Annotated in this window: 22 protein-coding genes; 8 read left to right on the top strand and 14 right to left on the bottom strand. The window is 53.2% G+C overall.

Annotated features, from left to right (window positions below; translation table 11 throughout):
* Window position 1 precedes the first annotated feature (1 nt).
* Together ACSPJT_RS00305 and ACSPJT_RS00300 are read right to left on the bottom strand one after the other, a co-directional pair.
* Complete coding sequence (locus ACSPJT_RS00305) at window positions 2–1,717, bottom strand: purine-cytosine permease family protein (protein ID WP_435894378.1); 1,716 nt, start codon at window positions 1,715–1,717, stop codon at window positions 2–4.
* Between the two features lie 19 nt (window positions 1,718–1,736).
* Window positions 1,737–2,645, bottom strand: a complete 909-nt coding sequence (locus ACSPJT_RS00300; RefSeq protein WP_435894377.1) for a carbohydrate kinase family protein — start codon at window positions 2,643–2,645, stop codon at window positions 1,737–1,739.
* A 112-nt stretch (window positions 2,646–2,757) separates the two neighbouring features.
* Between ACSPJT_RS00300 and ACSPJT_RS00295 the strand changes: the two genes are divergently transcribed.
* From ACSPJT_RS00295 to ACSPJT_RS00285, 3 genes are read left to right on the top strand one after another with little or no spacing between them, the layout of a single operon-like run.
* Window positions 2,758–3,858 carry a GntR family transcriptional regulator gene (locus tag ACSPJT_RS00295; protein ID WP_435894376.1) on the top strand — a complete coding sequence of 367 codons (1,101 nt, stop codon included), beginning with the start codon at window positions 2,758–2,760 and terminating at the stop codon, window positions 3,856–3,858.
* 58 nt (window positions 3,859–3,916) lie between these two features.
* Complete coding sequence (locus ACSPJT_RS00290) at window positions 3,917–4,366, top strand: YchJ family protein (protein WP_435894375.1); 450 nt, start codon at window positions 3,917–3,919, stop codon at window positions 4,364–4,366.
* 24 nt (window positions 4,367–4,390) lie between these two features.
* Window positions 4,391–5,068, top strand: a complete 678-nt coding sequence (locus tag ACSPJT_RS00285; protein ID WP_435894374.1) for a suppressor of fused domain protein — start codon at window positions 4,391–4,393, stop codon at window positions 5,066–5,068.
* A 30-nt stretch (window positions 5,069–5,098) separates the two neighbouring features.
* Here the strand turns inward: ACSPJT_RS00285 and ACSPJT_RS00280 are convergent, their stop codons facing one another.
* The 12 genes from ACSPJT_RS00280 to ACSPJT_RS00225 form a co-directional block, all read right to left on the bottom strand.
* Window positions 5,099–5,512: a DUF2721 domain-containing protein gene (locus tag ACSPJT_RS00280; RefSeq protein ID WP_435894373.1), complete on the bottom strand. Its 414-nt coding sequence runs from the start codon at window positions 5,510–5,512 to the stop codon at window positions 5,099–5,101.
* Window positions 5,513–5,553: 41 nt separating this feature from the next.
* Window positions 5,554–8,685, bottom strand: coding sequence for an efflux RND transporter permease subunit (locus ACSPJT_RS00275; protein ID WP_435894372.1), 3,132 nt, complete (start codon window positions 8,683–8,685; stop codon window positions 5,554–5,556).
* Window positions 8,686–8,709: 24 nt separating this feature from the next.
* Window positions 8,710–9,855, bottom strand: a complete 1,146-nt coding sequence (locus ACSPJT_RS00270) for an efflux RND transporter periplasmic adaptor subunit (RefSeq protein WP_435894371.1) — start codon at window positions 9,853–9,855, stop codon at window positions 8,710–8,712.
* A 15-nt stretch (window positions 9,856–9,870) separates the two neighbouring features.
* Window positions 9,871–11,268, bottom strand: a complete 1,398-nt coding sequence (locus tag ACSPJT_RS00265; protein WP_435894370.1) for an efflux transporter outer membrane subunit — start codon at window positions 11,266–11,268, stop codon at window positions 9,871–9,873.
* 7 nt (window positions 11,269–11,275) lie between these two features.
* Window positions 11,276–11,899, bottom strand: a complete 624-nt coding sequence (locus ACSPJT_RS00260; protein WP_435894369.1) for a TetR/AcrR family transcriptional regulator — start codon at window positions 11,897–11,899, stop codon at window positions 11,276–11,278.
* Between the two features lie 106 nt (window positions 11,900–12,005).
* On the bottom strand, window positions 12,006–12,821 hold the full coding sequence (locus tag ACSPJT_RS00255; protein WP_435894368.1) for an LpxI family protein: 816 nt from the start codon (window positions 12,819–12,821) through the stop codon (window positions 12,006–12,008).
* 95 nt (window positions 12,822–12,916) lie between these two features.
* A complete protein-coding gene (gene trpB / locus ACSPJT_RS00250; RefSeq protein WP_435894367.1) occupies window positions 12,917–14,125 on the bottom strand; it encodes a tryptophan synthase subunit beta in 1,209 nt (402 codons plus the stop codon).
* A 65-nt stretch (window positions 14,126–14,190) separates the two neighbouring features.
* Window positions 14,191–15,162, bottom strand: a complete 972-nt coding sequence (locus ACSPJT_RS00245) for a phytoene/squalene synthase family protein (RefSeq protein WP_435894366.1) — start codon at window positions 15,160–15,162, stop codon at window positions 14,191–14,193.
* Window positions 15,163–15,205: 43 nt separating this feature from the next.
* Window positions 15,206–16,054 (bottom strand): 4-(cytidine 5'-diphospho)-2-C-methyl-D-erythritol kinase, encoded by an 849-nt coding sequence (gene ispE / locus ACSPJT_RS00240; RefSeq protein ID WP_435894365.1) that lies wholly within the window; start codon window positions 16,052–16,054, stop codon window positions 15,206–15,208.
* A 13-nt stretch (window positions 16,055–16,067) separates the two neighbouring features.
* A complete protein-coding gene (locus tag ACSPJT_RS00235; protein ID WP_435894364.1) occupies window positions 16,068–16,679 on the bottom strand; it encodes an HAD family hydrolase in 612 nt (203 codons plus the stop codon).
* Between the two features lie 114 nt (window positions 16,680–16,793).
* A complete protein-coding gene (locus tag ACSPJT_RS00230; protein WP_435894363.1) occupies window positions 16,794–18,188 on the bottom strand; it encodes a UTP--glucose-1-phosphate uridylyltransferase in 1,395 nt (464 codons plus the stop codon).
* A 118-nt stretch (window positions 18,189–18,306) separates the two neighbouring features.
* A complete protein-coding gene (locus tag ACSPJT_RS00225) occupies window positions 18,307–18,783 on the bottom strand; it encodes a GAF domain-containing protein (RefSeq protein WP_435894362.1) in 477 nt (158 codons plus the stop codon).
* 92 nt (window positions 18,784–18,875) lie between these two features.
* Here ACSPJT_RS00225 and dnaX point away from each other — a divergent pair, with 92 nt between their 5' ends.
* From dnaX to yajC, 5 genes are all read left to right on the top strand, one after another.
* Window positions 18,876–20,441 (top strand): DNA polymerase III subunit gamma/tau, encoded by a 1,566-nt coding sequence (gene dnaX, locus ACSPJT_RS00220; protein WP_435894361.1) that lies wholly within the window; start codon window positions 18,876–18,878, stop codon window positions 20,439–20,441.
* A gap of 30 nt (window positions 20,442–20,471) precedes the next feature.
* Complete coding sequence (locus tag ACSPJT_RS00215; protein WP_435894360.1) at window positions 20,472–20,786, top strand: YbaB/EbfC family nucleoid-associated protein; 315 nt, start codon at window positions 20,472–20,474, stop codon at window positions 20,784–20,786.
* Between the two features lie 35 nt (window positions 20,787–20,821).
* Window positions 20,822–21,826 carry an endonuclease/exonuclease/phosphatase family protein gene (locus ACSPJT_RS00210; protein WP_435894359.1) on the top strand — a complete coding sequence of 335 codons (1,005 nt, stop codon included), beginning with the start codon at window positions 20,822–20,824 and terminating at the stop codon, window positions 21,824–21,826.
* 87 nt (window positions 21,827–21,913) lie between these two features.
* Window positions 21,914–23,092 (top strand): tRNA guanosine(34) transglycosylase Tgt, encoded by a 1,179-nt coding sequence (gene tgt / locus ACSPJT_RS00205; protein ID WP_435894358.1) that lies wholly within the window; start codon window positions 21,914–21,916, stop codon window positions 23,090–23,092.
* Complete coding sequence (gene yajC, locus ACSPJT_RS00200) at window positions 23,089–23,427, top strand: preprotein translocase subunit YajC (protein WP_435894357.1); 339 nt, start codon at window positions 23,089–23,091, stop codon at window positions 23,425–23,427. The genes tgt and yajC overlap by 4 nt, the downstream gene beginning before the upstream one ends.
* Window positions 23,428–23,437: the final 10 nt, after the last annotated feature.

Raw genomic sequence — 23,437 nt, 5'->3', positions numbered from 1 at the left:
GTTATCCTTGGATGGCTTTCTTGCGACGCAGTGCCCAGTAGGCGGTGATGAAATAGACGAGGGTGCAGATAAATCCGAAGAGGTAAAAGCGCTCGCGATTCTCCACATAGGCCGACATGTCTGAGCTGCCAAACATGGTGATCAATGCCAGAATCAGGGTGATGGTGAGGCTGGCACGTGCGATCCAGTGAAGAGCTTGTGACAGAGTAGAGCGGTCGACGATCGGCGCAGGAGCAATTTCAGCTTGGTGTTCCTGAAAGGCCTCAACGGTGCGATCATACTCCTTCATGGCAGCTTCCTCGCTTGGATAAGACACGGCGGCTCCATGCTTTTTCGCTAACAGCGTGTAGGCTATCGCAGTGACAAACCATGTCGGAATGAATAGGTAGTAAAAGGACATCACATCCAGCGCATTCAGACCGAAGCCGAACACCAGACCTATTCCCCATGCGGCCACAGCTGGGGTGCTGTGGGTCAGCTTTTTATATTTTGCCCAGTAACGAGTAAGTCCGATGCGTGGGAAAATAACGTGCTCGGTAAAAACAATCGCACCGACCGGCACCACTAACAGCCCGGCGTAGGTCAGCAGCGGCAGCATCTTGGTGAAGACGAATGGGAAACAAGCCACCACCACGGTCACCATGCCGACGACGAGAGTAGTTTTCTTGCGAGAGTGCTTGGTGAAAATTGCCTGAGCGGCAAGTCCAGCACGGTAGAGGTTCGCATTTGCGGTGGTCCATCCTGCGACGATCACGATGACGAATCCTGACAAGCCAAGAGCGTGGTAGGCAACATCACCGGGGTCCAGAGTTATGATCGACTGCTTCAATAACACCGCTGCACCTGCGCCCATGATACCGGCGGCGATCCAAGCGATGAAGTGGCCGAAAAGCATACCGGAGCTGGTGCAGAGACCGTAGATCGGCCTCTTCGCATAGCGCAGCAATGCCATATCAATCAGCCCCACATGAGTAATCGTATTCGCAGCCCAGGCAAAACCGATCACCTCAAGCAGTCCGATCCCCGGTTCCCCCGCGGCATTGACTCCCGTCCAAATCGACGCATCGCCGATCGTGATAAAGTCGCCAAATCCCTGCAACATGGTGCGTCCGAGAACAGCCTCCGAAAGAGCAGGCAGCATCACCAGAGCACCGGCACCGAACATGACAAACAGCCACGGTCCGCAAATTCCTGAAAACTCAGATACCGCATTAAATCCATACATCGCCACAAACACCACGATGGCACCCACTAACAGAACCACTAACACAAACCAGGCATTGGTGGGGTACCAGTTCAGCTGGGCGGGTATTTTAAATAGGAATCTAACCGCCGTGCACGACACCGTGATCATGGCGGCTGAGATGACTGTGAAAATGACCACGTTCGCCCAGTTGTAGAGCTTCGTCATCGAATCGCCTGCGATTTTATTGAGATAAGTATAAAGACTAAGCCTAGTCTGAGTCGCTATCGGTGATGTGATCAGCGTCCAGCTGAGAATCGCCAGAATATTACCGATCAAGAGACCTACCAGAATATCCATCGTCTTAGCACCGAGTGCCACAAAGGTGGCTCCGATGACAAACTCCGTGGCCGCGACGTGTTCCCCAGCATAAAGACCCATGAAATGAGTCCATCCGTGCAGCTTGTGTTTAGCGACTGGCAGCTGCTCCTCGCTGACCTGCTGTAATTGTTCGAAACTAGGGTTCTGGTTCATATCGATGTTCTTGGTTGGGTTAGATGACTTTCAAGGATGCGGGTAAAACGGGAGCTGCTCCGGCGTTGGAACAGACAAAGGCGGCGACTCGATTGGCAAACTTGTTCACTTCCGCCAGTGGCATGCCTCGCAGCAAACCGATGCACATGGCTGCGGTGAACGAGTCCCCCGCTCCTACGGAATCGACCGGAGTCACCTTGACGCCGCGTGTTTCCAGCGCGCCATCTTGAGTGACCAAGACGCTGCCGTCAGCCCCTCGGGTGTAAGCCACGTGCTTAAGAGCGAACATTTTCCGCAGTGACTTCAGCTGTTGGTCGACCTCGCCGCTCAGAGAAAAATATTCAGCCAGAACAGGAAGCTCCTCATCGCTTAGTTTGACCACATTGGCTATTTTGAGCGAACTCTCCACGAGCTCTTTGGTGAAATAAGGGGCACGTAAATTGACATCGAGAATTTTCAACGCAGTACTGGGAGTTTGAAGCAGGAAATCCTGAATCGTGTTTCGTGTTTTCTCACTGCGTTGAGCCAGCACGCCGAAACAAACGGCATCGATGGAGCGAGCGAGGGAATCCAATGCATCCGTGTATTGCAAATGATCCCAGGCCATGTTTTCCAAAATGTCATATTCAGGTTTTCCGGTTTCATCCAGATCCACCAGAACGCGGCCGGTGGGGAATTCCTTGTTCACTTGCACGTAGCTAACATCCACGCCCAGTTCATTGAGTTCAGCGGTAGCTTCCACACCTAACTCATCCATCCCCACGCTACTGATCGGATAGGCTTGAGCACCAAGCTGCTGACAGTGGCAGGCAAAATTGGTTGGCGCACCACCCAGACGCTTACCATGCGGAAAAATGTCCCAGAGGAGCTCGCCGAGACCGGCTACTTTCAATCGGGTCCATTTGTTATTATTTATGTCGTTCATCATTTACATGCACTGTGTTGCTGTTTCCAAAAAGCCAGATATCACCCAAATGTAAACATATAAAGATAACATTTAACTTTACTTTTAGTTACATTTTGATGACATTTGAATTCACATGAGTAACTCCAAACCAAGGTACTTACAGATCTACGAGGAACTTCTCCTGCATATCCGCGAACGAAAATATTTGCCGGGTGATTTACTGCCCACGGAAAGTGAGATGTGCGAAGAATACCAAGTTTCGCGTCCCACCATCGCCAAAGCGCTGAAATTACTCAGTGATGAAAAGCTGGTGAAACGTAAGGCAGGCTTTGGCACTCAGGTGCTGGCCCCTGGCAAAGCAAAGCAAAAAGTCGGCTTCCTCATCCCCCGTTTGCAAGAGACCGAGATCTTCGAGCCTATCTGCATCAGTATCGCGGAGACAGCTGCAGCGGCGGGCGTCAAAATGATGCTGCCCGCCGAGATAACCGCATCGGATGATTTGAAAATACAAACCGAAGCGATGGCCAAGCAGCTGATCGATGCCAAGGTGCACGGTGTCTTTTTTGCGCCAGCGGAACACGTCATCGACCCGCAATCATTCAATTACATGATCCTCGAACGCCTCAGAAAACATGGCATTCACGTCGTTTTGTTAGACCGAGATCTCTATCGCTGGCCGCGGCAAACACGCTGTGATCTGATTGGTATCGACAACATCGAGGCTGGCTACGTGGTGGCCACTCACCTACTGGAGGCTGGCTGTCAGCGGCTGGCCTTTGTCACCCGAGGAAACCCAGCCATGACCGTGCAACTGCGCCGTATGGGCTGCCGTGAAGCCCTGGTGCAGAAGGGCCTGTTAGCCACCAGTCTCTATACGCTGGACTACCATACGGAAGAGCCGGGAGAAAGCGTCGATGAGTTGCTAGAGAACGGCGTGGACGGTATCATTTGCGCCAATGACAGCACCGCCGCAACATTGATGCGGAATTTGTTAGATCGCGATATTGATATCCCCGGCAAGGTGAAGGTCTGCGGATTTGATGACGTCAAATACGCCTCCCTGCTCAGTGTTCCACTCACCAGCTACAAGCAACCCTGCAAGGAAATTGGCCGGGTGGCCGCAGAGATCATGATCAATCGGATCAAGTTCCCAGATGAACCTGTCAGACGCGTTACCATCCAAGGACAACTGATCGAGAGAAAGTCTTCCGAGCCGCTGGATCAACCATCCTGATGCCATCTGCCACAAAATATCATTGGCTCCACACCGCCCCCACCCTAGTCTCCTACCCGTGAGCGATTCCACAGAAGACTTAACGGAACAGACCGATGATGCCCCGAAAACACGGGCCGAGTCACTCTGTCCGTGCAAGAGCGGTGACAGTTATTACCTGTGCTGTATGCCTCTGCACTATCGCAAGGCCAAGGCCACAACGGCCGAAGAACTGATGCGTTCACGTTACAGCGCGTATTTTTTCCGACTGGTCGACTACCTCGTAGAAACCCAACACCCGGACACTCGCGAACCGGGGCTGAGGAAGCAGCTGGAGAAAACAGTCCACAACCTGACCTGGCGGTTTCTAACCATACTGGGAACTTCGAAGGGTGGAAAAGATGACAAGGTCGGCAAAGTCGAGTTCGTCGCCGAGTGTTTCGTGCAAGGCGAAGCCCACGAGACGCATGAATGCTCGCGTTTCAGACGGTACAAGGGTGATTGGAAATACTACGACGATAAAGGTTGATCTTAACCCTTCGCTACCACCAACATGTTCAAAAAAATCCTCAGTTTGTTCGGCAAGAACACGCCCCCTCCCCGTCCTGAAATCGATGAAGCTGAGGCTCAGCGATGGTATGACCAGAAGGTTGAGTTCTTGGAAACTCACTTAGGCATGCAGCACGATACGGTGATGCACGCCATCATCCCTTACTCGGTCGATGGAGGGCTTGACCTTTATTACTTTCCCAATGGCATCGAAGGTGTCGGCATTGCCACGCTCGAGCTTTGTGAGTCTCCGTATGAAGGGTCTTCCAATGAGGTATTTCAACTCTATGAAATGGTCATGTTCACACGCCATGCGATGGATCTTGATCAGGCCAAAAACGAGCAATCGAAATTTGGCAAAACCCACTCTAACATCAACTCGATTCTCAATGTGATCGCCCAGTATAGCGCGCAAGCCACATTGAACCCGAATGAAACATGTGAGTTCCCCGAGGAGATGGATCACGTGGGCGGTAAATGCCTGATCTTTGATGCCTATCCTTCAGACTCAGCGGCAAACGGTCCGCATCCCTTCGGCATCATGACAGTGATCGAAATATTCCGCTCTGAAATGGATTACGCCCGTGAGAATGGAGGGGCCCAACTGATTCAAAAGCTGAAGGATGCGGGGCATTACCCATACTCAGATTTGGACCGTGAGCCTGTGGTTCCAGGCGAATGAGTTGCTACCCTTTTAACTAAGGTGCCCCACTTACTGCCGGGATTTTTCATCCCGGCTCTGTTCAAGGCTACGCAGCATGATTCTCAGCGCGCCGCCGGAGATCCAGACTTCCACGGTCAACCCGGCGAGTGAGGCAGCCATGAAAAACAGCGCCACGACGAATGTACTCATCGCCAGCACCGGCCAGCCGAAGACGACTGAGAGCATGGATGTGACACATAGAAACAGACACACAGCTCCAAGAAACTGCATCCAGCGAATCAGAACCAGACGTTTCCTCAAATTGGAAATCTGTGCCAGTAACAAGTGATCATCGTGCTCTAACCAATCGCGGTGCAGCTGGCGAATCAACGCTGAGAGATGGAGGAACCGATTCGTATAGGAAAGAAACAGCAAACTCACCGCCGGAAAAAGCAGCGCGGGTGTGGAGATGGGAAGGGTCACAGGCAAAGGCTAGGCAGGATTCGTTATTCTGGCAATGCCGGTCACATGCGGAAAAAGCGCAGGATTCCCCCCTTGATATCCTTGGCTACAATCAGCAACAAGGGCAGCAGGAACAAGGTGATGATGGTGGCGAACAGGATTCCGAATGCCAGCGATGCCGCCATCGGTTTCAAGAACTGTGCCTGAACTTCGGTTTCTAACAATAACGGAGCCAGTCCGAAGAAGGTCGTCAATGAAGTCAGCAAGATCGCGCGGAAACGATCAGCTCCGGAGCGTCGGCACGCATCGATCAGGCTCAAACCTTCCTCACGCAGATCATCCACGCGGCACACCAAGACCAGGGAATCATTCACCACCACGCCGGAGAGCGCGAGGATGCCGAAGACTGATAGAATGGAAACTGGGATACCCATCAGATAGTGCCCCATCAATGCCCCGATGATTCCGAATGGAATGACCGACATGATGATCAGCGGTTTGACGTAACTTTTCAGAGGGATCGCGATCAGAATGTAGATGAAGATAATCGAGAACATGAAGCCGGTGATCAATGACTTCATCGATTTTCCCCTCTGCTCCGCCTCACCGCTCTGGCTGATGGAGATGGCTGGATACTTGGATTTCATCTCAGGGAAATATTCGGACTCCAGACGAGTCAGAATTTCCTCGGACGAGGTTATGCCTTTATCAATGGATGCCTCCACAGCCACCACACGTTTGTAATCGTAGCGCTCAATAGATGCCAGCGACTCGGAATAGGTGGTATCAGCGACGACGGAAAACGGAACCGTGGTGCCATCAGGTTTCCTGATTCGCATATCTCGCAAGGTGTCCAGCGATCCACGCTCCTCCAGAGGATAACGCACCATCACCTTCACCTCATCACGCCCTCGCTGCACCCGCTGGGCCTCGCGTCCGAAGAAGGCATCGCGCACATTGCTGGCGAGATCAAGTTTATTGAGATCGGCCGCCTGACCTTCCGGCGTGATCGAGTAGAGAATCTCCGGTTTTCCAGAATCGAAGGTATCGAGAATGTCGTAAACTCCTGGGTAGGTGGCGATCACACGCTTCAGCTCATCAGCCGCGGCTTTCAGCTCTTCCAGGTTCTCACTTTCCAAATTGATCACCAAGTCACCTCCAGGAGGACCTGCGCGTGAGGTGAGTGTTAGAGAGCGAGCCCCTGCCACATTTCCCACCGCTTTCCGCCAGTCTTTGATGATGCGCTCAGTGGGTAGAAACTCGCGGGTGGTCGAGCGAGTCAGCTCGGCTGCGATCGATGCCGAGGTATTGGAACTCGCGGAAATCTGGATTTCGAGAAATGGATCGTGTCCGAACTCCTCCTTGTAGCGCGATCCCAATTCCCTAGCGATGTTCGCGATGCGCTCGGTGTTCGCATGCAGGTATTCCACCGACTGCCCCTGCTCGAGTGCGAGGTTCACGGAAGCGTTGTCGCGGTAGATGTTAGGGAAAAAGACGAAGCGCAACTGGCCAGCTGGGAACAGCGAGACCACCACGATCAGCACGGCCACAAATCCGGCCAGTACCGCATAGCGCCAAGGAATAAGGAACTCGATGGTGGGACTGTAAACGCGCGCGATGAACCAGTTGAGCCCTCCAGCGATACGCTTCTGGAACCTCGACCAGCTGCGCGAGATGATGTTGCCTGGTTTCTTGTGAACATCAATGTGGGCCAAGTGGGATGGAAGAATCAGCTTGGATTCGACCAGAGAGAAAATCAGGCAGAAAATAACCGTCGTGGCGATCTGTCCGAAGACGTTACCCATCCGACCACTCACCTGGGTGAGAGGCAGGAAGGCGGCGATGGTGGTGATCACTCCGAAGGTGGCCGGAGTCACCACCTTGCTGACCCCTCGGACGGTGGCGCGGATGGGGCTTTCACGGTCGTCAGGATTTTTCTGACTCTCTTTTTCAGAGTAAATCGACTCACCAATGACGATGGCATCGTCCACAACGATCCCTAACACCACGAGGAAACCGAAGGCTGAGATGACGTTCACGGACATATCGATCCCTGGGATCGGGAAAAGCGTAACCGCTCCGGCGAGTGAGACAGGAATGCCGATGGCCACCCAGAATGCGAGGCGTAGGTTCAGGAAAAGCATCAGAATACCCAAGACTAACAGGACACCGAGTCCGCCATTCTTTCCTAACAAGATCAATCGGTCACGGATGTTAGTGGCACCGTCCAACCAACCTGCGATCTGCACGCCTTCGGGCAGATCCTTGTATTCGGCGACCACTTTGCGCGCCTGTTTCACCGCATCGAGAATGTCGTCGTTTCCTTCGGTGACAATTTGCAGACTGGTAGTTGGTTTACCACGGAAGCGATTCAGGAAGTCCTGGTCAACAAAGGCATCACGCACGTTGGCCACGTCCTTGACAAAGATCCGGGTGCCATCTGCATTGGTTCTAACCGGAATGTTTTCAAAGTCTTTTTTGTTATACGCCTGATCACGAGCACGCAGGGAGATGTCGCCCCGATCGGACCGGACCACACCGCCTCCAAGATCGATAGAGTTGTTAGAAACAGCATCCGCCACCTCACTAAAGGTCAGGTTATAGAGTCGTAGTTTTTCCTCGGAGGGCTCTATCGAGATTTCATAATCCCTGCTACCGAAGGCCTCCACTTTGGAAATGGCCGGCTGTCTCAGGAGTTCATCTCTGACCTTGCGTGCGGTCTCCTTGAGCACGGCTTCTGGGGCATCGCCGTAGAGCTCTACCCAGAGCACGGTGTTCTCGCGTTTGGTCTCGGTGATCACCGGTTTCTCCGCCTGTTCCGGGAACGACGGAATGGCATCGACCTGGATTTTGACGTCATCCAGAAGTTTGGTAATCGGATAGCCTTCCTTCGCCTGAATCGTCACGGTGGCAAGGCTGTCCTGACTGACCGAGCGCACGTGATCGATTCCGTTGACGGACTGCAGTGACTCTTCAATCTTGATCGCCACACCACGTTCCACATTCTCAGGAGTGCCACCGCGGATAGGAACGCTCACGGTGACCGTTTCAGCGGCAAAGGCTGGGAAACCTTCTTTCCTAACAGTGAGAGCCGTAAACACCCCCGCCGCTAGTATGGTGATCATCATAATGTTCGCCACCACCGGATTGGTAGCAAACCAGGTGATGAACGGATGTTTTTGAAGAGGCGACATGGTGATAAAAGTGATGGGTTGTGCCTACTTCTTCGCTGTGTCATCGGCAGCCTGCACCGTCGTTCCCTCACGGAAATTACTGAGTGGACGGGTGACCACTTTTAACGGTGGCTTGATGTCTTGAGAGCTAAGGCGGACATAGGCATGGGCGTTATGGCTGTAAACGCGTTCTGCATCGGCTTTCACCAACTTGTTTTCAGCGTCAACGATCCAGAGATAAGCGTCATTCACCAAGGCGGCTTCAGGAACACGGTAGGCATTGTCGATGGTCGTAGCCGGGATGGAGGCATTGACAAAGGTGCCCACTGCGAGAGTTTGCTCTCCTACCGTGTAGGGATTTTTGACCTCGGCGATGATGTAGATCACCTGATTCTGTGGATCGACTGTTGGCTCGGTGCGCTTCAGCGTAGCCTTCCATACCACTCCCGGTTTGTTAGGGCTGGTGAGATCGATCTCAGACTTGCTTGGGATTTCGATCCGAGCAAATTGATCCGCTGTCAGCGGCAGTCTGACCTCAGCACGTTCCGTGGCCACCAGCGTGCCTAGAGAAGTCTGAGCAGTAGCCAGATTTCCAAGCGATGCGGTGCGCTCGGTGACGACCGCATCATAAGGTGCGGTGATGCGTGTGCGCTCGATGTCAGCTGTGGCTTTCTGAATGGAAGCTTCAGCCGAGGAAATATTGGCTTTGGCCGTTGCCATCTGAGGTTTGCGCAGCACGAATTCCGAAGCAGAACTCAGCTTTCTGCCAGACGCCAGCCAGTCTTCTGATGCCTGCTTGGCGAGGATTTCCTCTTCTGCCAAGGTGCGCTTTTGAAGTTCCAAATTCGCCTGCTGAGTGGCCAGAGCCGACTGATAATCGGTATCATCGAGCCGAGCTAACAGATCCCCTTTTTTGACCATTTCTCCCACGCGAAACTTGGGCGAGACCTCGACGATTTGACCGGTGACTTGTGGCGTGAGTGTGGTTTCAAAATAACTCTGCACCGTACCGTAGCTGAGAACCGGCGGTTGATGATCGGCCAGCGGAACCGTAGCAAGATCAACCTGCGGTATGACCGGTTGAGGTTTCTGGCTCTTACGTTCTTCCTTGGTTCCAACGATGAACTTCCCCAGAAGGAATGCCCCGCCAATGATGGCGAGCGGCACGATGATTTTAACAATGGTTTTCATGAAAAATAGTAAATGTTAGAGTCCTTTACCCAGTGCGAGGGCGAGGCTGACGCGGTTCTGATAGCGTAGTGCCTGAGTGTTGATGAGTGATTCCTCAGTGTCGAAAGAGCGGCGCTGGGCATCGAGCAGAGTGAGGATTTCTACCAGCCCCGTTTCATAGTTGCGGCGTATGCGGTCCTCAGCGTTTTTAGCTGCTTTCAGCGCGCTCTGATAAGAATTCTGCTGACTCTGCAGGTAGCGCTCCGATCCGAGCGCATTTTCAACCTCTTGGAAGGCATTGAGCACTGTGGACTGGTAACTCGCGAGAGCTTGTTTGGCCCGGGCGTTGGCTGCGCCGAGTTCGGACCTACGGCTGCCACCATCGATCAGCGGCGCGGCGATGTTTCCGGCGAAGGACCAGACGTTGAAGTTCGAGTTTGCGAGATTCCTTAAGGTCGACGATTGCTGACCGGCGCTGGCTGTGAGAGCAAAACTCGGATAGAGATCGCGATGAGCCACCGTCACTCTGGAATCCGCCGCACGGATGCGCTGATAGGCGGCATCGATGTCGGGTCGGTTCAGCAAAACATTGGATGGTATACCGGCTGGCACACTACGACGAAGTGACGGCCATGATGAGGCGCGTGCTTGGGCGTCCGGATAGGCACCCGTGAGTGCAGCCAGACTCCGCGCCGCTTGGTCTCTGGTGTCCTTGCGTTGATCGACTTGGGCGCGGGTGTTTTCTACATCTGTCTTAGCCAGCTCGACATCGCCCAGGCTTCCTGTACCTGCCTCGAAACGACGGTTGACCAGATCGAGAGTCTTCTGGAAGCTATTCAGTCGGCGATTGGACAAGCCTAACAATTTATCCGCAGCGACAAGGGAGAAATAGGCCTGCATCGTCTGAGCTGCGATGGATTGCTTGGCTGAGGCGTAGTCGGCTGCAGCAGCTGCGCGATCTCCGGCAGCGGCAGTCACACCTGCACGGATTCTCCCCCACACATCAATCTCCCACTGAGCATCCAATGAGGTGGCGTAGCGATTGGCGGTGGTGGCCGTAGCAGTCGTTCCCACTCCTGCACTGCGAGCACGCGATGCTCCGGCATTGGCCGTGAGTGACGGCACCAAGGGAGCGTAGGCTTTGCGGGTATTGAATCCGGCTTCCTCCAGACGAGCGGCACTGGCGCGGAGGTCTGGGTTCGAGTTCATGGCCCGGCTTACATAGCTGCTCATCCGGGAATCAGGAAAGAGGGATAGCAGCCCATTGGCGACCTGCGGCACTGGCGGCTGGGTGGCATCGTAGCGCTTTGGGATGGTTAGGTTTTTATTCGCATTGTCTGCCTTTGAACCCGGCATCGTGACACAAGCGGCTAAAAACACGCTCACAGCTACCGCGATTGTTAGTAAAATGCTTCGGTTAAAAATTTTCATCATCTGGATTTTATGTGGGGAATTTTTGCGGCAAGGCTTTGAGGGAAGCAAGAATCACACCAATCTGGACTTCGATCATGGCTTCGATCTCTTTGGGTTTTGGGTCACCTGGAAACAAGCCCTCTGAACCACCTGGTCGTTTGCATATAAGCGTAGCCAACTGGATAAAATTTGATTTTGCCCATTCAAGAATTGGGGGCGATTTCGTTTTCAAGTATTCCGCCAGAATCTTTTCCACATAATCCAGCTCCATGCTTCTTACTTCGTTGAGAATTAACTCCACTGGAGAGCCGGGCACATGCATGGTCTTGCCCATAATGCGATTGAAATTTCCAGCCTTGCCCTCGTCGAAGGAACGTCTCAAGACCGCACGGGCAACTGCCGCCACCTTCTGCTCCGCAGGAGCCGACTCGTCCAAATCTCCTTTACTCGGATAGACTTCGTTGGCATCGGCAAATGCCTGTCGAAGCGCTGCTACAAAGATCTGCTCCTTGGAACCAAAATGATAATTCACCGCTGCGATGTTAGCACCAGCGCCCTTGACGATATCTGCCACTTTTCCCGCCCGAAAGCCCTGCTCCGCGAACACACGAATCGCGCTTTCGATGAGCTTTTCTTTTGCGTCAGTGGCCATGGCGCCGACAAACTACCCATCATCGAATAAAATTCAAATCGTTTTTTGAAAATGTTATTTTAATTTTAGACAAAGCATCTTAAAGCTTTGATTTTTAGAGACTAAGTCAGACCAGTGCCACGATGGAAACCTTGTGCTCTTTACACATGGTCTCGACCTCTCCGCCAGCCAGCATGAGTGTCTTTCCTGCCTCAATCGCAATGGTGCGGACACCTGAGCGGGCACAATTTTTAACCGTATCGGGGCCGATCACTGGCACGTCGAAGCGGAAGTCCTGATTCGGTTTGGAAACTTTGGCGAGGGTGATGTCCTTGCCTTTTCCGAGCTCCCCTCCTCTGCGAATACAGGCGTTAGTTCCTTCGAAGGCTTCGACGGCGAGCACGGTGCCGTTCCTAACAACGACAGTCTGGCCGATATCGAGTCGGCTCGTTTCCTTGGCAATCTTGAAGCCATACTCGGCATCTTCCATGGCTGACTCATCTAGAGCAGGTCCACAGACATGACCAGCCGCAGGCATAATGTCTTCTAGAAACGTGGTAGCGGGTAAAAGAGTGATGCCATCTTTGGCTAACTCTTTAGCAATGGCACCGAAAATGGATTCTGCATTCTTCCGCTTCAATCTGGCCAGCAACATCGCCGTGCGAATATCGGGGCGCAGGTCAAAAAGATTCCGCGGTGCGATCTGACCAACCATCACCGCTTCGGTGGCTCCCTCTTTGCGAAGGAACTTGATCATTTTTCCGAGTTGCCCGACACGAAACCAAGCACTGGCATCAGCTTGCGTCGCCAACTCCTCACGGGTTTCCCCTTTGAACGCGGCCATAACCAAGCGCGCATCAGGAGCCTTGGCGCGAGCGGCCACCATGAACTCCTCTGGATAAATTCCAGAACCTGAGATGATTCCTATCGTTCTTTGAGCCATGTTTTGAACCGCGAAATACGCTAAATACGCTAAATTTTCTTGGGATGAGTATTCGCTATTTGCTTTAGCGTAATTCGCGTATTTAGCGGTTGGATTTATGAATTGAGCAAATATTTAGCAGCTTGCTCGACGTCTTTGTCGCCGCGGCCTGAGAGGTTGGCGATGATGATAGTGTCCTTGGGCAAACTTGGAGCCACTTTGATGACGTGGGCCATGGCGTGGGAGCTTTCGAGGGCTGGGAGAATGCCTTCGGTTTCTGCAAGTTGCTTGAAAGCGGCCAGGGCTTCGTCGTCGGTGGCGTAGTCGTATTCGGCGCGACCGATGTCCTTGAGGTAGGCGTGCTCGGGGCCAACGGCGGCGTAGTCGAGACCGGCGCTTACCGAGTGGGTGAGTTCGATCTGGCCATCGTCATTAGCTAGCAACCAGGTTTTGGAGCCTTGCAGGACACCGAGTTTACCACCTTGGAATCTGGCAGCATGGCGCTCGGGAATGATGCCATCGCCTCCGGCTTCGACTCCGACCATGCGGACATCGGTGTCATTGATGAAAGGGTGGAACAGCCCGATGGCATTGGAACCGCCACCGACGCAGGCAACTAACAGATCTGGCAGGCGTCCTTCTTGTTCGAGAATTTGCTCACGAGCTTCCAGACCGATGACGCGGTGGAAATCGCGCACCATCATTGGGAATGGATGAGAGCCCAAGGCTGAGCCGAGAATGTAGTGGGTGTTTTCGACCGAGGAAACCCAGTCGCGCAGGGCTTCGTTTACTGCTTCTTTGAGGGTGGCTTGGCCGGCAGTGACTGGAACGACTTTCGCACCTAACAGTTCCATGCGAGCCACATTCAGAGCCTGGCGCTCCATGTCAACCTTGCCCATGTAGACGATACATTCCATGCCAAAACGGGCGCAGACTGTAGCGGTGGCAACACCGTGCTGACCGGCTCCGGTTTCGGCGATGATACGTTTCTTGCCGAGACGTTGCGCGAGCAGAATCTGGCCGATGGCATTGTTGATCTTGTGGGCGCCGGTGTGCAGCAAGTCTTCGCGCTTGAGGTAAATTTTGGCTCCGCCGAGTTTCTCCGTCCAGCGTTCGGCAAAGTAGAGTGGCGTGGGTCTGCCGCAGTACTGACGCAGGAGGTAATCGAGTTCCTTTTGAAACTCCGGATCAGCCTTGGCCTTGGCGTATTCAGCCGCAAGAACCTGCATCGGATCCATCAAAGTCTCCGGCACAAACATGCCGCCGTATGTGCCGAAATGCCCGTGGGCGTCCGGAAGTTGGTCTGTAGTCTTTGTCGTAGCCACGGAAGTGCCTTAATCCATGAGCCGCATTCCTGCAAGTGCAGGTTATGACTGAGTGCAATATCAAGCTAGAGACAAAAAGCCTCCCAAGCACACCGGTAGACTTCCTTGCGAGACACTTTCACTCCTGCTGATAGCGTCGACCAATCAGCAGCGTCCATCAGATCCAAAGTTCTCTCCCCGATCAGGCCAGGCAGGGCTGTTGCCATTCTGGTGCGTCTGAGCGTGAGAGCGTCGGCGTAGGCCATGCCGTCCTTGAGATAATCGCGTGCGCGTTGACGCCACCGGTCTGATTCATTCATCAGTGCTGAATGGTCGGAGGGGTCGACACTGGGTAAATAACAACGCCCAGCTTTGAGATCGTTCGGCAGGTCTCGTAAAATATTGATGAGCTGAAGGCCTTTGCCGTAATTTGCCCCCCAGCGATTGAGCTTTCCAGCTTCTACTTTGGCAAAATTTCCCAAGGAAATAAAACCTATCTCGGTCCAGAATTCCCCCACGCACCCTGCGACGAGGTAGCAGTATTCCTCCAGTTCAGAGTCCAGGGTGAAACGAAAGTCATTGCGTAATTCGAAGCGTTGGATGTCGAGAGATTGGCCACGAAGAATATGCCCCATCACGGTGAGAATGGCGGCATGTTGCCGGGCACCAAGGCTTAGTCGTTCGCCGGGTGCTGCGTAATGTTCTACTTCAGTAGGTTGTCCAGAGTCCGCGATGAGTGTGTCAAGCCACGCAAACACTCCAGCCAAATTTTCTAACAAACACTTTTCACCTTCGTGCTGTTGTTTTGGGATCACTTCGCTTTGTATCCTTTCCAGCCAAGGTGCGCGATCGGCACCATGCAGTACCTCTTGAAAGCCACCTAACAAATCGGCTCGTAATTCAGGATCAAGCTCGGTGGTGTCAGCCAAGGTATCACTGGCTCGTGCTAACAGGTATCCGAGACTGATCGGCTCCCTCATGGCCTTCGGCAACAATCGCATGCTGAGGTAGAATGACCTCGATACGTCTTTGAGAATTTTTTTACCGAGGGAGTTCATTGGGCAGACGGAGTTTACAGACTCATTTCCACGTTGATCACGATCATACGATGCTGACGAGTTGCCCCCAGAGTGTGGGGTCGAGTTCATGACGAGCACGAGCTAACAGATCATCTGCGAGTTCAGAATCAGAAAGAAAAGCCATCATCGTGGAGCCGGAGCCACTCATCATTGCCGCGTTCACTTCGGGCTGGGAAAGCAACCACATCTTCATCTCTGCGAGGAAAAGGTATTTATTGAACACCGGTTTCTCAAGGTCATTGACGATGCTCCCCCATGGCATTGATTGCAGTTCGTAATCTACATCAGGGAGTGGCTCGGCGGTGAGGCAGGTCTTGTATGCGTCAGGAGTGGAAACTCCGAAGCTGGGCTTGAGCAGGAGAATATTGGTTCCTAACAAACCACTGGCATCGGCAGGATCCAAGGGTTCGACCACTTCCCCCCTACCCTTGATCATACAAATCTGGCGATAGATGAAAAATGGGATATCCGAACCTATCTCCGCAGACATTTCCGAGAGCTGGTCATTGGAAAACTTTGTCCCTTCAAGTTCATTGAGAGCTAACAAAGCGGTGGCGGCATCACTACTGCCTCCGCCAAGTCCGGCACCATGCGGCACCTTTTTTTCTAACGTAATTTGCCAGTTACATAACCTACCACTGACGCGCTCAAAGATGCGCACGGCTTTTGTGACAAGGTTACTCTCATTAAGTGGCACACCTGGAGCATCGCAGAGAAGTCGATATTGATCCGACTTTTCAAAATGTAAGACATCCGCAAGATCCAGCGGAGCCATGAGGCTCTCGATTTCATGGAAGCCATCGTCACGCTTAGCGAGAACCTTCAGACAGAGGTTCACCTTGGCGGGTGCGGTCCAAGTGATTGATGACATAATGCGCGGGGGCTTAACAAACCCGCACTGGTGCTGGCACACAAACAACTTCCATACCAGCAGATTGTGCCCCCATGATACCGGCTGGGGCATCTTCGAACACCAGGCAACGCTCGGGAGCAATCTCTAACCGCGCTGCGGCTTCGAGGAAAACATCGGGAGCGGGCTTACCGCATTTGACGTCGTTGGCTGTGACCACCTCATCAAAAAGATCACTGAGTCCAGTGATCTGCAAAGTTTTTTCCACGACGATGCGTGAGCCGCCTGTGGCAATGGCCATGGGCATTTTTCCGCGAAGACTACGGGCAAAATCGACCACCTCATCATTGAGGGTAACCTTATCAAGGTTTTTCAAAAATGCTTCACGCTTATCAATCGAGACGACTTCCGGATCGAGCTTCAGTCCGCACTCGCCATTCAACTCCATGACGATGTCCTTGGTGGGACGACCACCCATGGCATAAAAAACGTCCTCGGGAAAAACGTTCGCCGCACCGTGCTTGGCTAGCGCTTCACACCATGCGGTGAAATGAACGGCCATGGAATCAACCAATGTGCCGTCGAGGTCGAAGATGACGGCATCGTAGCCGTCCTGAGGTATATCGAGGGTGTCGAACTGCGTCATTACGCGGCGGATATGCTCAAATAAAACGAGCGTTGCAACCTCATAAATCAGACTTTTTTGTCAGTCGGCAGCTGAGAGCTTACCGACAGACACTTGAACCGCTAGAAAGCGAGCTTACAGCACCACGTCTTCGTCGGTGTATGTGCCACCCGCGACCCACTTGGTATCGCCAGTTTCATTGGTGAAGCTGACTTTCCCAACGATGGTCACACCATCGGTGAAGCGGACCGGACCAGACACCTTGAGCTTTTTGGCCTCGATCAAAGACGGCATTCCCAGCCCCTCGAGGCTATCCACCATCTTGTATTCATCGCTCAGATCGATCACAGGTGGCTTACCTTCACGCGAAGCCAGCAGCGCGATACGTCCATCGGGCGTTTGTTCGTAGGCGTCGGAGCGTAGAGCGAATAAATCCGAAGTTGTTTTCACAGGAGCGAAGCGTGAACGTGGCACACATACAGCTCCTGAGCCAGGGAACGACTCGATAGCTGCTCCCATAGCAATCTCTAACTGATAGACAGGTGTAGACTCCTTGTCGCGAGGGTCGACAGTCTTTTTGTTCTGGATCATTGGCAATGGCAAAACACCATCCTCCTGATCTAACAATTCCTTCAGAACATCAAGACGGATCCAGAGGCTGTTGGTATTAAAGAACTGGTGGCGATCGATATTCTGGAAATGTTCGAGGTCCTCATCAGCACACTGAGCGACTTCGCGCAGCAGGAGTTGGTTATCAGATTTGCGCACTGCGAGATGACCGCCTTTTTTATCGGCCTCCGTGCGACGTGTCGCTTCCATCAGAAACGGCTTATCGCTTTCTGCGAAGTATCGGAGCAGACCTGCATCCAGCACTGCACCGAGGTTATCTGAGTTGGAAACAAACGCGTATTTGACTCCGTCTGCTAACAGCTTGTCAAGCCAACCACTGCCAGCGAGGGCCGCATACAGATCGCCATGACCAGGTGGGCACCATTCCATGGCTGGATTTTTTTCCCAAGTTACCGGCTCCATCGTAGCAGCATCGATCTTAGGAACCTGATTCTGCATCAGCTCAATATTTTCGGCTCCGGAGAGATCTTGATCGGCATAGGCCTCCATGTGCTCGAGTGTTTCAGCGGAAGTGCTGAAGCTATCCATGAGGAGGAAACGAACCTTAGCCCCAGTCTGCTCCCGCAGGTGCAGAATTTGATGTGCGATAATATCGAGGAAAGTGGTTTCGCCCTTCACAGGGAGAAGACTCTTCGCCTTCTGCAGCCCCATGCTGGTTCCGAGTCCACCATTGAGCTTGATCACTACGGTTTGGGCCAGCAAAGCGGGGTCAAATTCCTCGTCATCCTTGGTGACATCTTCGAGGTCCGGCACGCCTTCGGCAGGAGTGATCTCATCTTCCGTAATCATGCCGCTTTCTTTACGCAGCAGCGCTTGATAATTCCTCTCAAATGCACCAATGGCAGCTTCACTAACATCAGCGGCTTTCATCTTTTCACGGAACGGGGTAAAATCACTCATAATAAATAGCTGCGAATTTTCGCGCCCGAGCCTTAACCTGCCAAACCGCGACGATCAACTCCAATTCCATACCATCTTGGTCAACACAAATGGCATTTCGCGCAATCTTCTCATCATTTCATTCAGCAAACACCGTCGCAATAATCGTCTCCAGCCATTTTTGGTCGATCGCATCAAAGGCCGACAGCTGATCTGAATCAACATCCAGAACAGCCAGCACATTCCCAGCAGCATCGAGGACAGGCACTACAATTTCACTGAGAGATCTTGCATCACAGGCGATGTGCCCAGGAAATGCATGGGTGTCGGGCACCAAGATCGTTTTCTTTCTGCTGGCAGCAGCGCCACAGACACCACGATCCAAGGTAATACGCAAGCAGCCCGGAGTGCCTTGGTAAGGACCAACGACCAGAACACCATCGACCACCCGGTAAAATCCGGTCCAGTAGAAATAATCAAAGTCACCTGCCAAAATCGAGCTCACCGTGGCCATGCGGGCGATCTCGTTGCTTTCGCCATCGAGCATGGAGGTGATCTTATCCATCGCCACTCGGTAAAGTGTCTCCTTGGCTTCAGCGCTTGGTATCTTCGGCATGGACGAGTGATGCACCATACACGCGCTTCCATTCCAGAGGATTTTTGAATTTCGCCATTTTCAAAAGCCGCATCTCCACTAAGTTACCCCGCGTGAGCTACCAGGTCTTTGCCAGAAAATACCGTCCGAAAACGTTTGCCGACGTTCTCGGCCAGGATCATGTGATCTCGACTCTACGAAATGCGATCGAACGCGACCGACTCGCCCACGCATGGCTTTTCGTCGGTCCACGAGGCACAGGAAAAACATCCACCGCGCGGATTCTCGCCAAAGCATTGAACTGTCCGGAGGGACCAACCATTGATTTTGATCCAGATAGCCCAATCTGTCAGGAAATCGCAGAAGGACGGTCGCTCGACGTGCTGGAAATTGATGGTGCTTCTAATAATGGCGTCGAACAGGTGCGGGAGCTGCGCGAAAATGTCCAGTTCGCACCCAGCCATGGAAAATTCAAGATCTACTACATTGATGAGGTGCACATGCTCACCACTGCTGCATTCAATGCCCTTCTGAAAACACTGGAAGAGCCACCGGAGCACGTGAAGTTCATCTTCGCCACCACCGAGCCGAACAAAATCCTCCCGACCATCATTTCCCGCTGTCAACGATTCGACCTGCGTCCGATCCCGACCGGAACCATCGCCAAGCACCTCCAGTTCATCGCCTCCGAGGAAGGGGTCAAACTGGATGATCCGGCGGCATGGGCCATTGCCAAAGGTGCCGATGGCGGCATGCGTGATGCCCAATCGATGTTAGACCAGCTGGTGGCTTTCTGTGGTGAAACCATCACGGAAGCAAACGTCCTCGAGATCTTCGGATTCACCTCGCGTGAAACCGTCGCAACCCTGACCTCATCCCTTTTACAAAAAGACAGCCCTGCCGCGCTTGAGCTGATTCACCAACAGGCAGAATCTGGCAAGGAGCTTTCCCAATTACTCGGTGAACTCATTGGCTGTCTCCGCGCCCTGTTAGTGAATCGTCTCGATCCCAACACTGGCAACGAAGGATTTCCTGCAGAAATTTGGACATCCCTCACTGAAACCGCTTCCAACGTGCAGATGGATCGATTGCTTTCGCTGATTGACGTGCTTGCCGATACCGAAGGCCGGATGAAATGGGCGGCTAACAAACGGCTCCATTTTGAAATCGGCCTGATCAAAGCCATCCAATCACTCAACGACGCCCGTATCAGTGATGTGATCAAGGCTCTGGCGGGAGCGAGCCCGATCGAGGGTATCGATGCCGCACCGGTAGCCGTGGAAACCGAAACTCCCCCTGCGCCGGAACCAGCACCCGCGCCAGTGTCACATGAGCCGACACCAGAGCCAGCCCCCACACCAACACCCGATCCCGAGCCGACACCAGCCCCTACTCCCGAGCCAGAACCTACTCCGGAACCGCCTGCTGATTCCCGTCCCCCATGGGAGGATGCGAAATCCGAAACCGAGAGCCAAGGGTTCGATGCTCTCATTGACGCCGCTGATGACGGCCCTGGAGCGCCCATTCCCCAAGCTGGCCCGGCTCTCAACCCAGAGCCTGTAGAAGAAGTCAAGGATGAGGAACCGGAGGAGGAAGAAGAAAAGGTAGAAGACACTTTTTACCAAGACCCGCTCATTCAAAAAGCACTCGAAGTTTTCGAAGGAACTCTCAAGCAATAACCCACCCCTAACAACCTAACAACAAATCAAATGGACATTCAAAAACTCATGAAACAAGCCCAGCAAATGCAAGCTGGCATGCAGAAGACCCAAGAAGAGCTCAACGCAAAAACCGTTGAAGCCTCAGTGGGAGGAGGCAAGGTGACCGTCGTGGCCACCGGTGCCGGAGACGTGCAATCGATTTCCATCGATCCCTCTGTGGTCGACTCAGACGATGTCGAATTTCTCGAGCAGCTGGTTCTCTCCGGCGTTCAAGAAGCCATCAGCAAGGGCAAAGAAATGGCCGCATCCGAAATGTCCAAACTCACCGGTGGGCTCGGAGGCATGGGACTGCCTGGCATGTGAACCATCGGTTCCTACTCCCCCCCGATTCCTGAAACATGCGCCGCTGGCCACCACGACTGTTGATCATCGCATCTCTTGGGCTGCATGTTTTTACAGCAGCCTGCTACACGCGGCAGCCGGATATGATGGCGGCGTTCACCGTCTATCCATTGTGGATGTGGGGGCTGATCGGCCTCGCCCTATCGGCAGTGGCCTACCTGTTTTGGCGCGCACCGCTTTCGTTGGTGATGACCATCGTGTGGTCGCTGACCATCATGCTGTTTTCCGATGAATCTCTGCCGCTGGCAAGGATCGGCCAGGAAGCTCCGAAGCCAGGTGCGGCGACGGAATTTATGGGCCAAGACACGCTCCGCGTCTGCACACTGAATTGGGGAGGACAGAAACACACGCGTGGTGAAGTCGTAGAGCAGGCCAAGGTCGTTGCATCCTATCATCCTGATATCCTCTTCCTTCAAGAGATCCATCCATGGCAAGCGAAGCTAGTCGCCGACTCTCTATACGGCGGTGGCGGAGACTACCGCACAGGCTCTAACTCTGCGGTGATCACACGCTGGAAAATTCATCTGGTCATGCATAACCCGATGACACACAGCCAGCATCTAACACTCAAGTTACCGACTGGACGTTTCATCGATTGCATCAACTTCCACCTCCACTCAGCCAGCACAGACATGCGTCTATGGAGGCGCAGTTGTTGGAAATCTCATTCTACAAACCGTAAACTACAGCGGCGCGAGGTATTTTACAGTCTGGCTCTATTGAAAAACAATACCCCCTTCCCCACTCGTCCGGTGATCGTGGCCGGTGACTTTAATGCCCCAGCCACAGACCCCTTGCATGACCTTTTGCGCAAAGACTTTGTCGACTCTTTCGCCACAGCCGGCACAGGCTGGGGTAATACATGGCACCGCCGGGTTCCACTTCACCGTATTGATTACATCTACTCCTCTCCTCTGCTCAGACCGGTGCGATCTCATACCGTCATAGCGCCAGCCTCCGATCACCGCATGTTAGTCAGCGACTTCATCCTGATGCCGTAATGGCTGATAAAACGAGACGACCAACTGAAGATGCCAGTCTAACACGCGTGCTTACATCTTCTATCTTGTAACCTTTCATCTATAAAAATGTCTTTCACTCTTCACAGCACCTGTCCTGAAACCTCTGCGCGCACCGGCACCTTAAAAACCGCCCATGGTGACATACGGACACCTATTTTCATGCCGGTGGGAACACAAGGCATGGTCAAGACTCTTTCGCCCGACGAGTTGATCGACATTGTTGATGCCGATATCATCTTGGGGAACACCTACCACCTCTACCTGCGCCCAGGGATGGAAGTCATTCGTCAGATGGGGGGACTTCACAAGTTCAGCACCTGGGAGAAACCCATCCTAACAGACTCCGGTGGCTTCCAAGTATGGTCACTCGCCAAGCTGCGCAAGATCACCGAGGAGGGTGTGCGTTTTTCCAACCATCTCGATGGAGCCAAAACCATGTTCACCCCCGAACTAAGCATGGAAATCCAGGCCACACTCGGCAGTGACATCGCGATGCTCTTTGACGAATGTCCGCCCTACCCCTGCGAGGAAAAATACGCGGCCAACTCATTGGCACTAACAACTCGATGGGCAAGACGCTGCAAAGATTGGCACGAGGAAAATGCCGCCAAGATCGTCCCATGGCTCAACAACCACGAATCTCCAATCGCCAGCGACCCATCTGCAAAACAGCTCGCCTTCGGAATCGTGCAAGGTAGCGTGTATGCCGACCTGCGCGAACAATCGGCCAAAGAACTCGTAGAGATCGGATTCGATGGCTATGCGGTCGGCGGAATATCAGTCGGCGAGCCAGAGCATGAGATGATCAGGGCGATTGAAAATGCCGTGCCATTCCTTCCCAGTGACAAACCTCGCTACGCCATGGGGCTGGGAACACCACCACAGATGCTGGAAATGATCGCGCGCGGAGTCGATATGTTTGACTGTGTCATGCCCACTCGAGTCGCCCGTCACGGACTCGCCTTCACCGCCGATGGGCCGATCCATATCAAAAACAAGGAATTTGAATTCGACGCATCGCCTCTGGATGAAAACACCCACCCTGCGCTCCAGAAATACTCTCGTTCGTTTATCCGGCACCTGTTCCGTGCCAAGGAAATGCTCTCTTTAAGGTTGCTTTCCCTGCATAATTTGCATTTCTTCCTGCGCCTCATGCGCCAGTCGCGTGAGCACATCGAAGCAGGCACCTTTGTCGCTTTCAAAACTGAGTTTACCCAACGCTACCTCAACCAAACCAAACCATGAATTACACTCTCCTACTTCTTGCCGCCGACGAAAAAACCGGTGGTGGCCTTTTCGGCAACCCTATCATCATGATGATCCTGATGTTCGTCATTTTCTGGGTTGTTCTGATCCGCCCGCAGCAGAAACAGCGTAAAGCTCTCGCAGCCAAGCAAGCGGCCCTGAAAAAAGGCGACCAAGTGATCACCATCGGCGGAATGCACGCCTCAGTGAACGCCGTCAGCGAGAAAACCGTGAGCCTCAAATTATCCGAAGGTGTCTTTGTCAAATACGACAAGTCAGCCATCGCCACCGTGCTCACGGCCAAGGCGGACGCAGCGGATAAAAAAGACGCTTAATAATTCGCGG

Source organism: Oceaniferula spumae (genome assembly GCF_042849255.1).
In the GTDB taxonomy this organism is placed as follows: domain Bacteria; phylum Verrucomicrobiota; class Verrucomicrobiia; order Verrucomicrobiales; family Akkermansiaceae; genus Oceaniferula; species Oceaniferula spumae.
This window is presented reverse-complemented; position numbering and strand designations above follow the sequence as displayed.

What these genes read in the sequence shown, in the direction of transcription:
- ACSPJT_RS00305 (WP_435894378.1), bottom strand. Translation starts at nt 1,717, where the DNA reads ATGAACCAGAACCCTAGTTTCGAACAATTACAGCAGGTCAGCGAGGAG.
- ACSPJT_RS00300 (WP_435894377.1), bottom strand. Translation starts at nt 2,645, where the DNA reads ATGATGAACGACATAAATAATAACAAATGGACCCGATTGAAAGTAGCC.
- ACSPJT_RS00295 (WP_435894376.1), top strand. Translation starts at nt 2,758, where the DNA reads ATGAGTAACTCCAAACCAAGGTACTTACAGATCTACGAGGAACTTCTC.
- ACSPJT_RS00285 (WP_435894374.1), top strand. Translation starts at nt 4,391, where the DNA reads ATGTTCAAAAAAATCCTCAGTTTGTTCGGCAAGAACACGCCCCCTCCC.
- ACSPJT_RS00275 (WP_435894372.1), bottom strand. Translation starts at nt 8,685, where the DNA reads ATGTCGCCTCTTCAAAAACATCCGTTCATCACCTGGTTTGCTACCAAT.
- ACSPJT_RS00270 (WP_435894371.1), bottom strand. Translation starts at nt 9,855, where the DNA reads ATGAAAACCATTGTTAAAATCATCGTGCCGCTCGCCATCATTGGCGGG.
- ACSPJT_RS00265 (WP_435894370.1), bottom strand. Translation starts at nt 11,268, where the DNA reads ATGATGAAAATTTTTAACCGAAGCATTTTACTAACAATCGCGGTAGCT.
- ACSPJT_RS00260 (WP_435894369.1), bottom strand. Translation starts at nt 11,899, where the DNA reads ATGGCCACTGACGCAAAAGAAAAGCTCATCGAAAGCGCGATTCGTGTG.
- ACSPJT_RS00255 (WP_435894368.1), bottom strand. Translation starts at nt 12,821, where the DNA reads ATGGCTCAAAGAACGATAGGAATCATCTCAGGTTCTGGAATTTATCCA.
- ACSPJT_RS00245 (WP_435894366.1), bottom strand. Translation starts at nt 15,162, where the DNA reads ATGAACTCCCTCGGTAAAAAAATTCTCAAAGACGTATCGAGGTCATTC.
- ispE (WP_435894365.1), bottom strand. Translation starts at nt 16,054, where the DNA reads ATGTCATCAATCACTTGGACCGCACCCGCCAAGGTGAACCTCTGTCTG.
- ACSPJT_RS00235 (WP_435894364.1), bottom strand. Translation starts at nt 16,679, where the DNA reads ATGACGCAGTTCGACACCCTCGATATACCTCAGGACGGCTACGATGCC.
- ACSPJT_RS00230 (WP_435894363.1), bottom strand. Translation starts at nt 18,188, where the DNA reads ATGAGTGATTTTACCCCGTTCCGTGAAAAGATGAAAGCCGCTGATGTT.
- ACSPJT_RS00225 (WP_435894362.1), bottom strand. Translation starts at nt 18,783, where the DNA reads ATGCCGAAGATACCAAGCGCTGAAGCCAAGGAGACACTTTACCGAGTG.
- ACSPJT_RS00215 (WP_435894360.1), top strand. Translation starts at nt 20,472, where the DNA reads ATGGACATTCAAAAACTCATGAAACAAGCCCAGCAAATGCAAGCTGGC.
- ACSPJT_RS00210 (WP_435894359.1), top strand. Translation starts at nt 20,822, where the DNA reads ATGCGCCGCTGGCCACCACGACTGTTGATCATCGCATCTCTTGGGCTG.
- tgt (WP_435894358.1), top strand. Translation starts at nt 21,914, where the DNA reads ATGTCTTTCACTCTTCACAGCACCTGTCCTGAAACCTCTGCGCGCACC.
- yajC (WP_435894357.1), top strand. Translation starts at nt 23,089, where the DNA reads ATGAATTACACTCTCCTACTTCTTGCCGCCGACGAAAAAACCGGTGGT.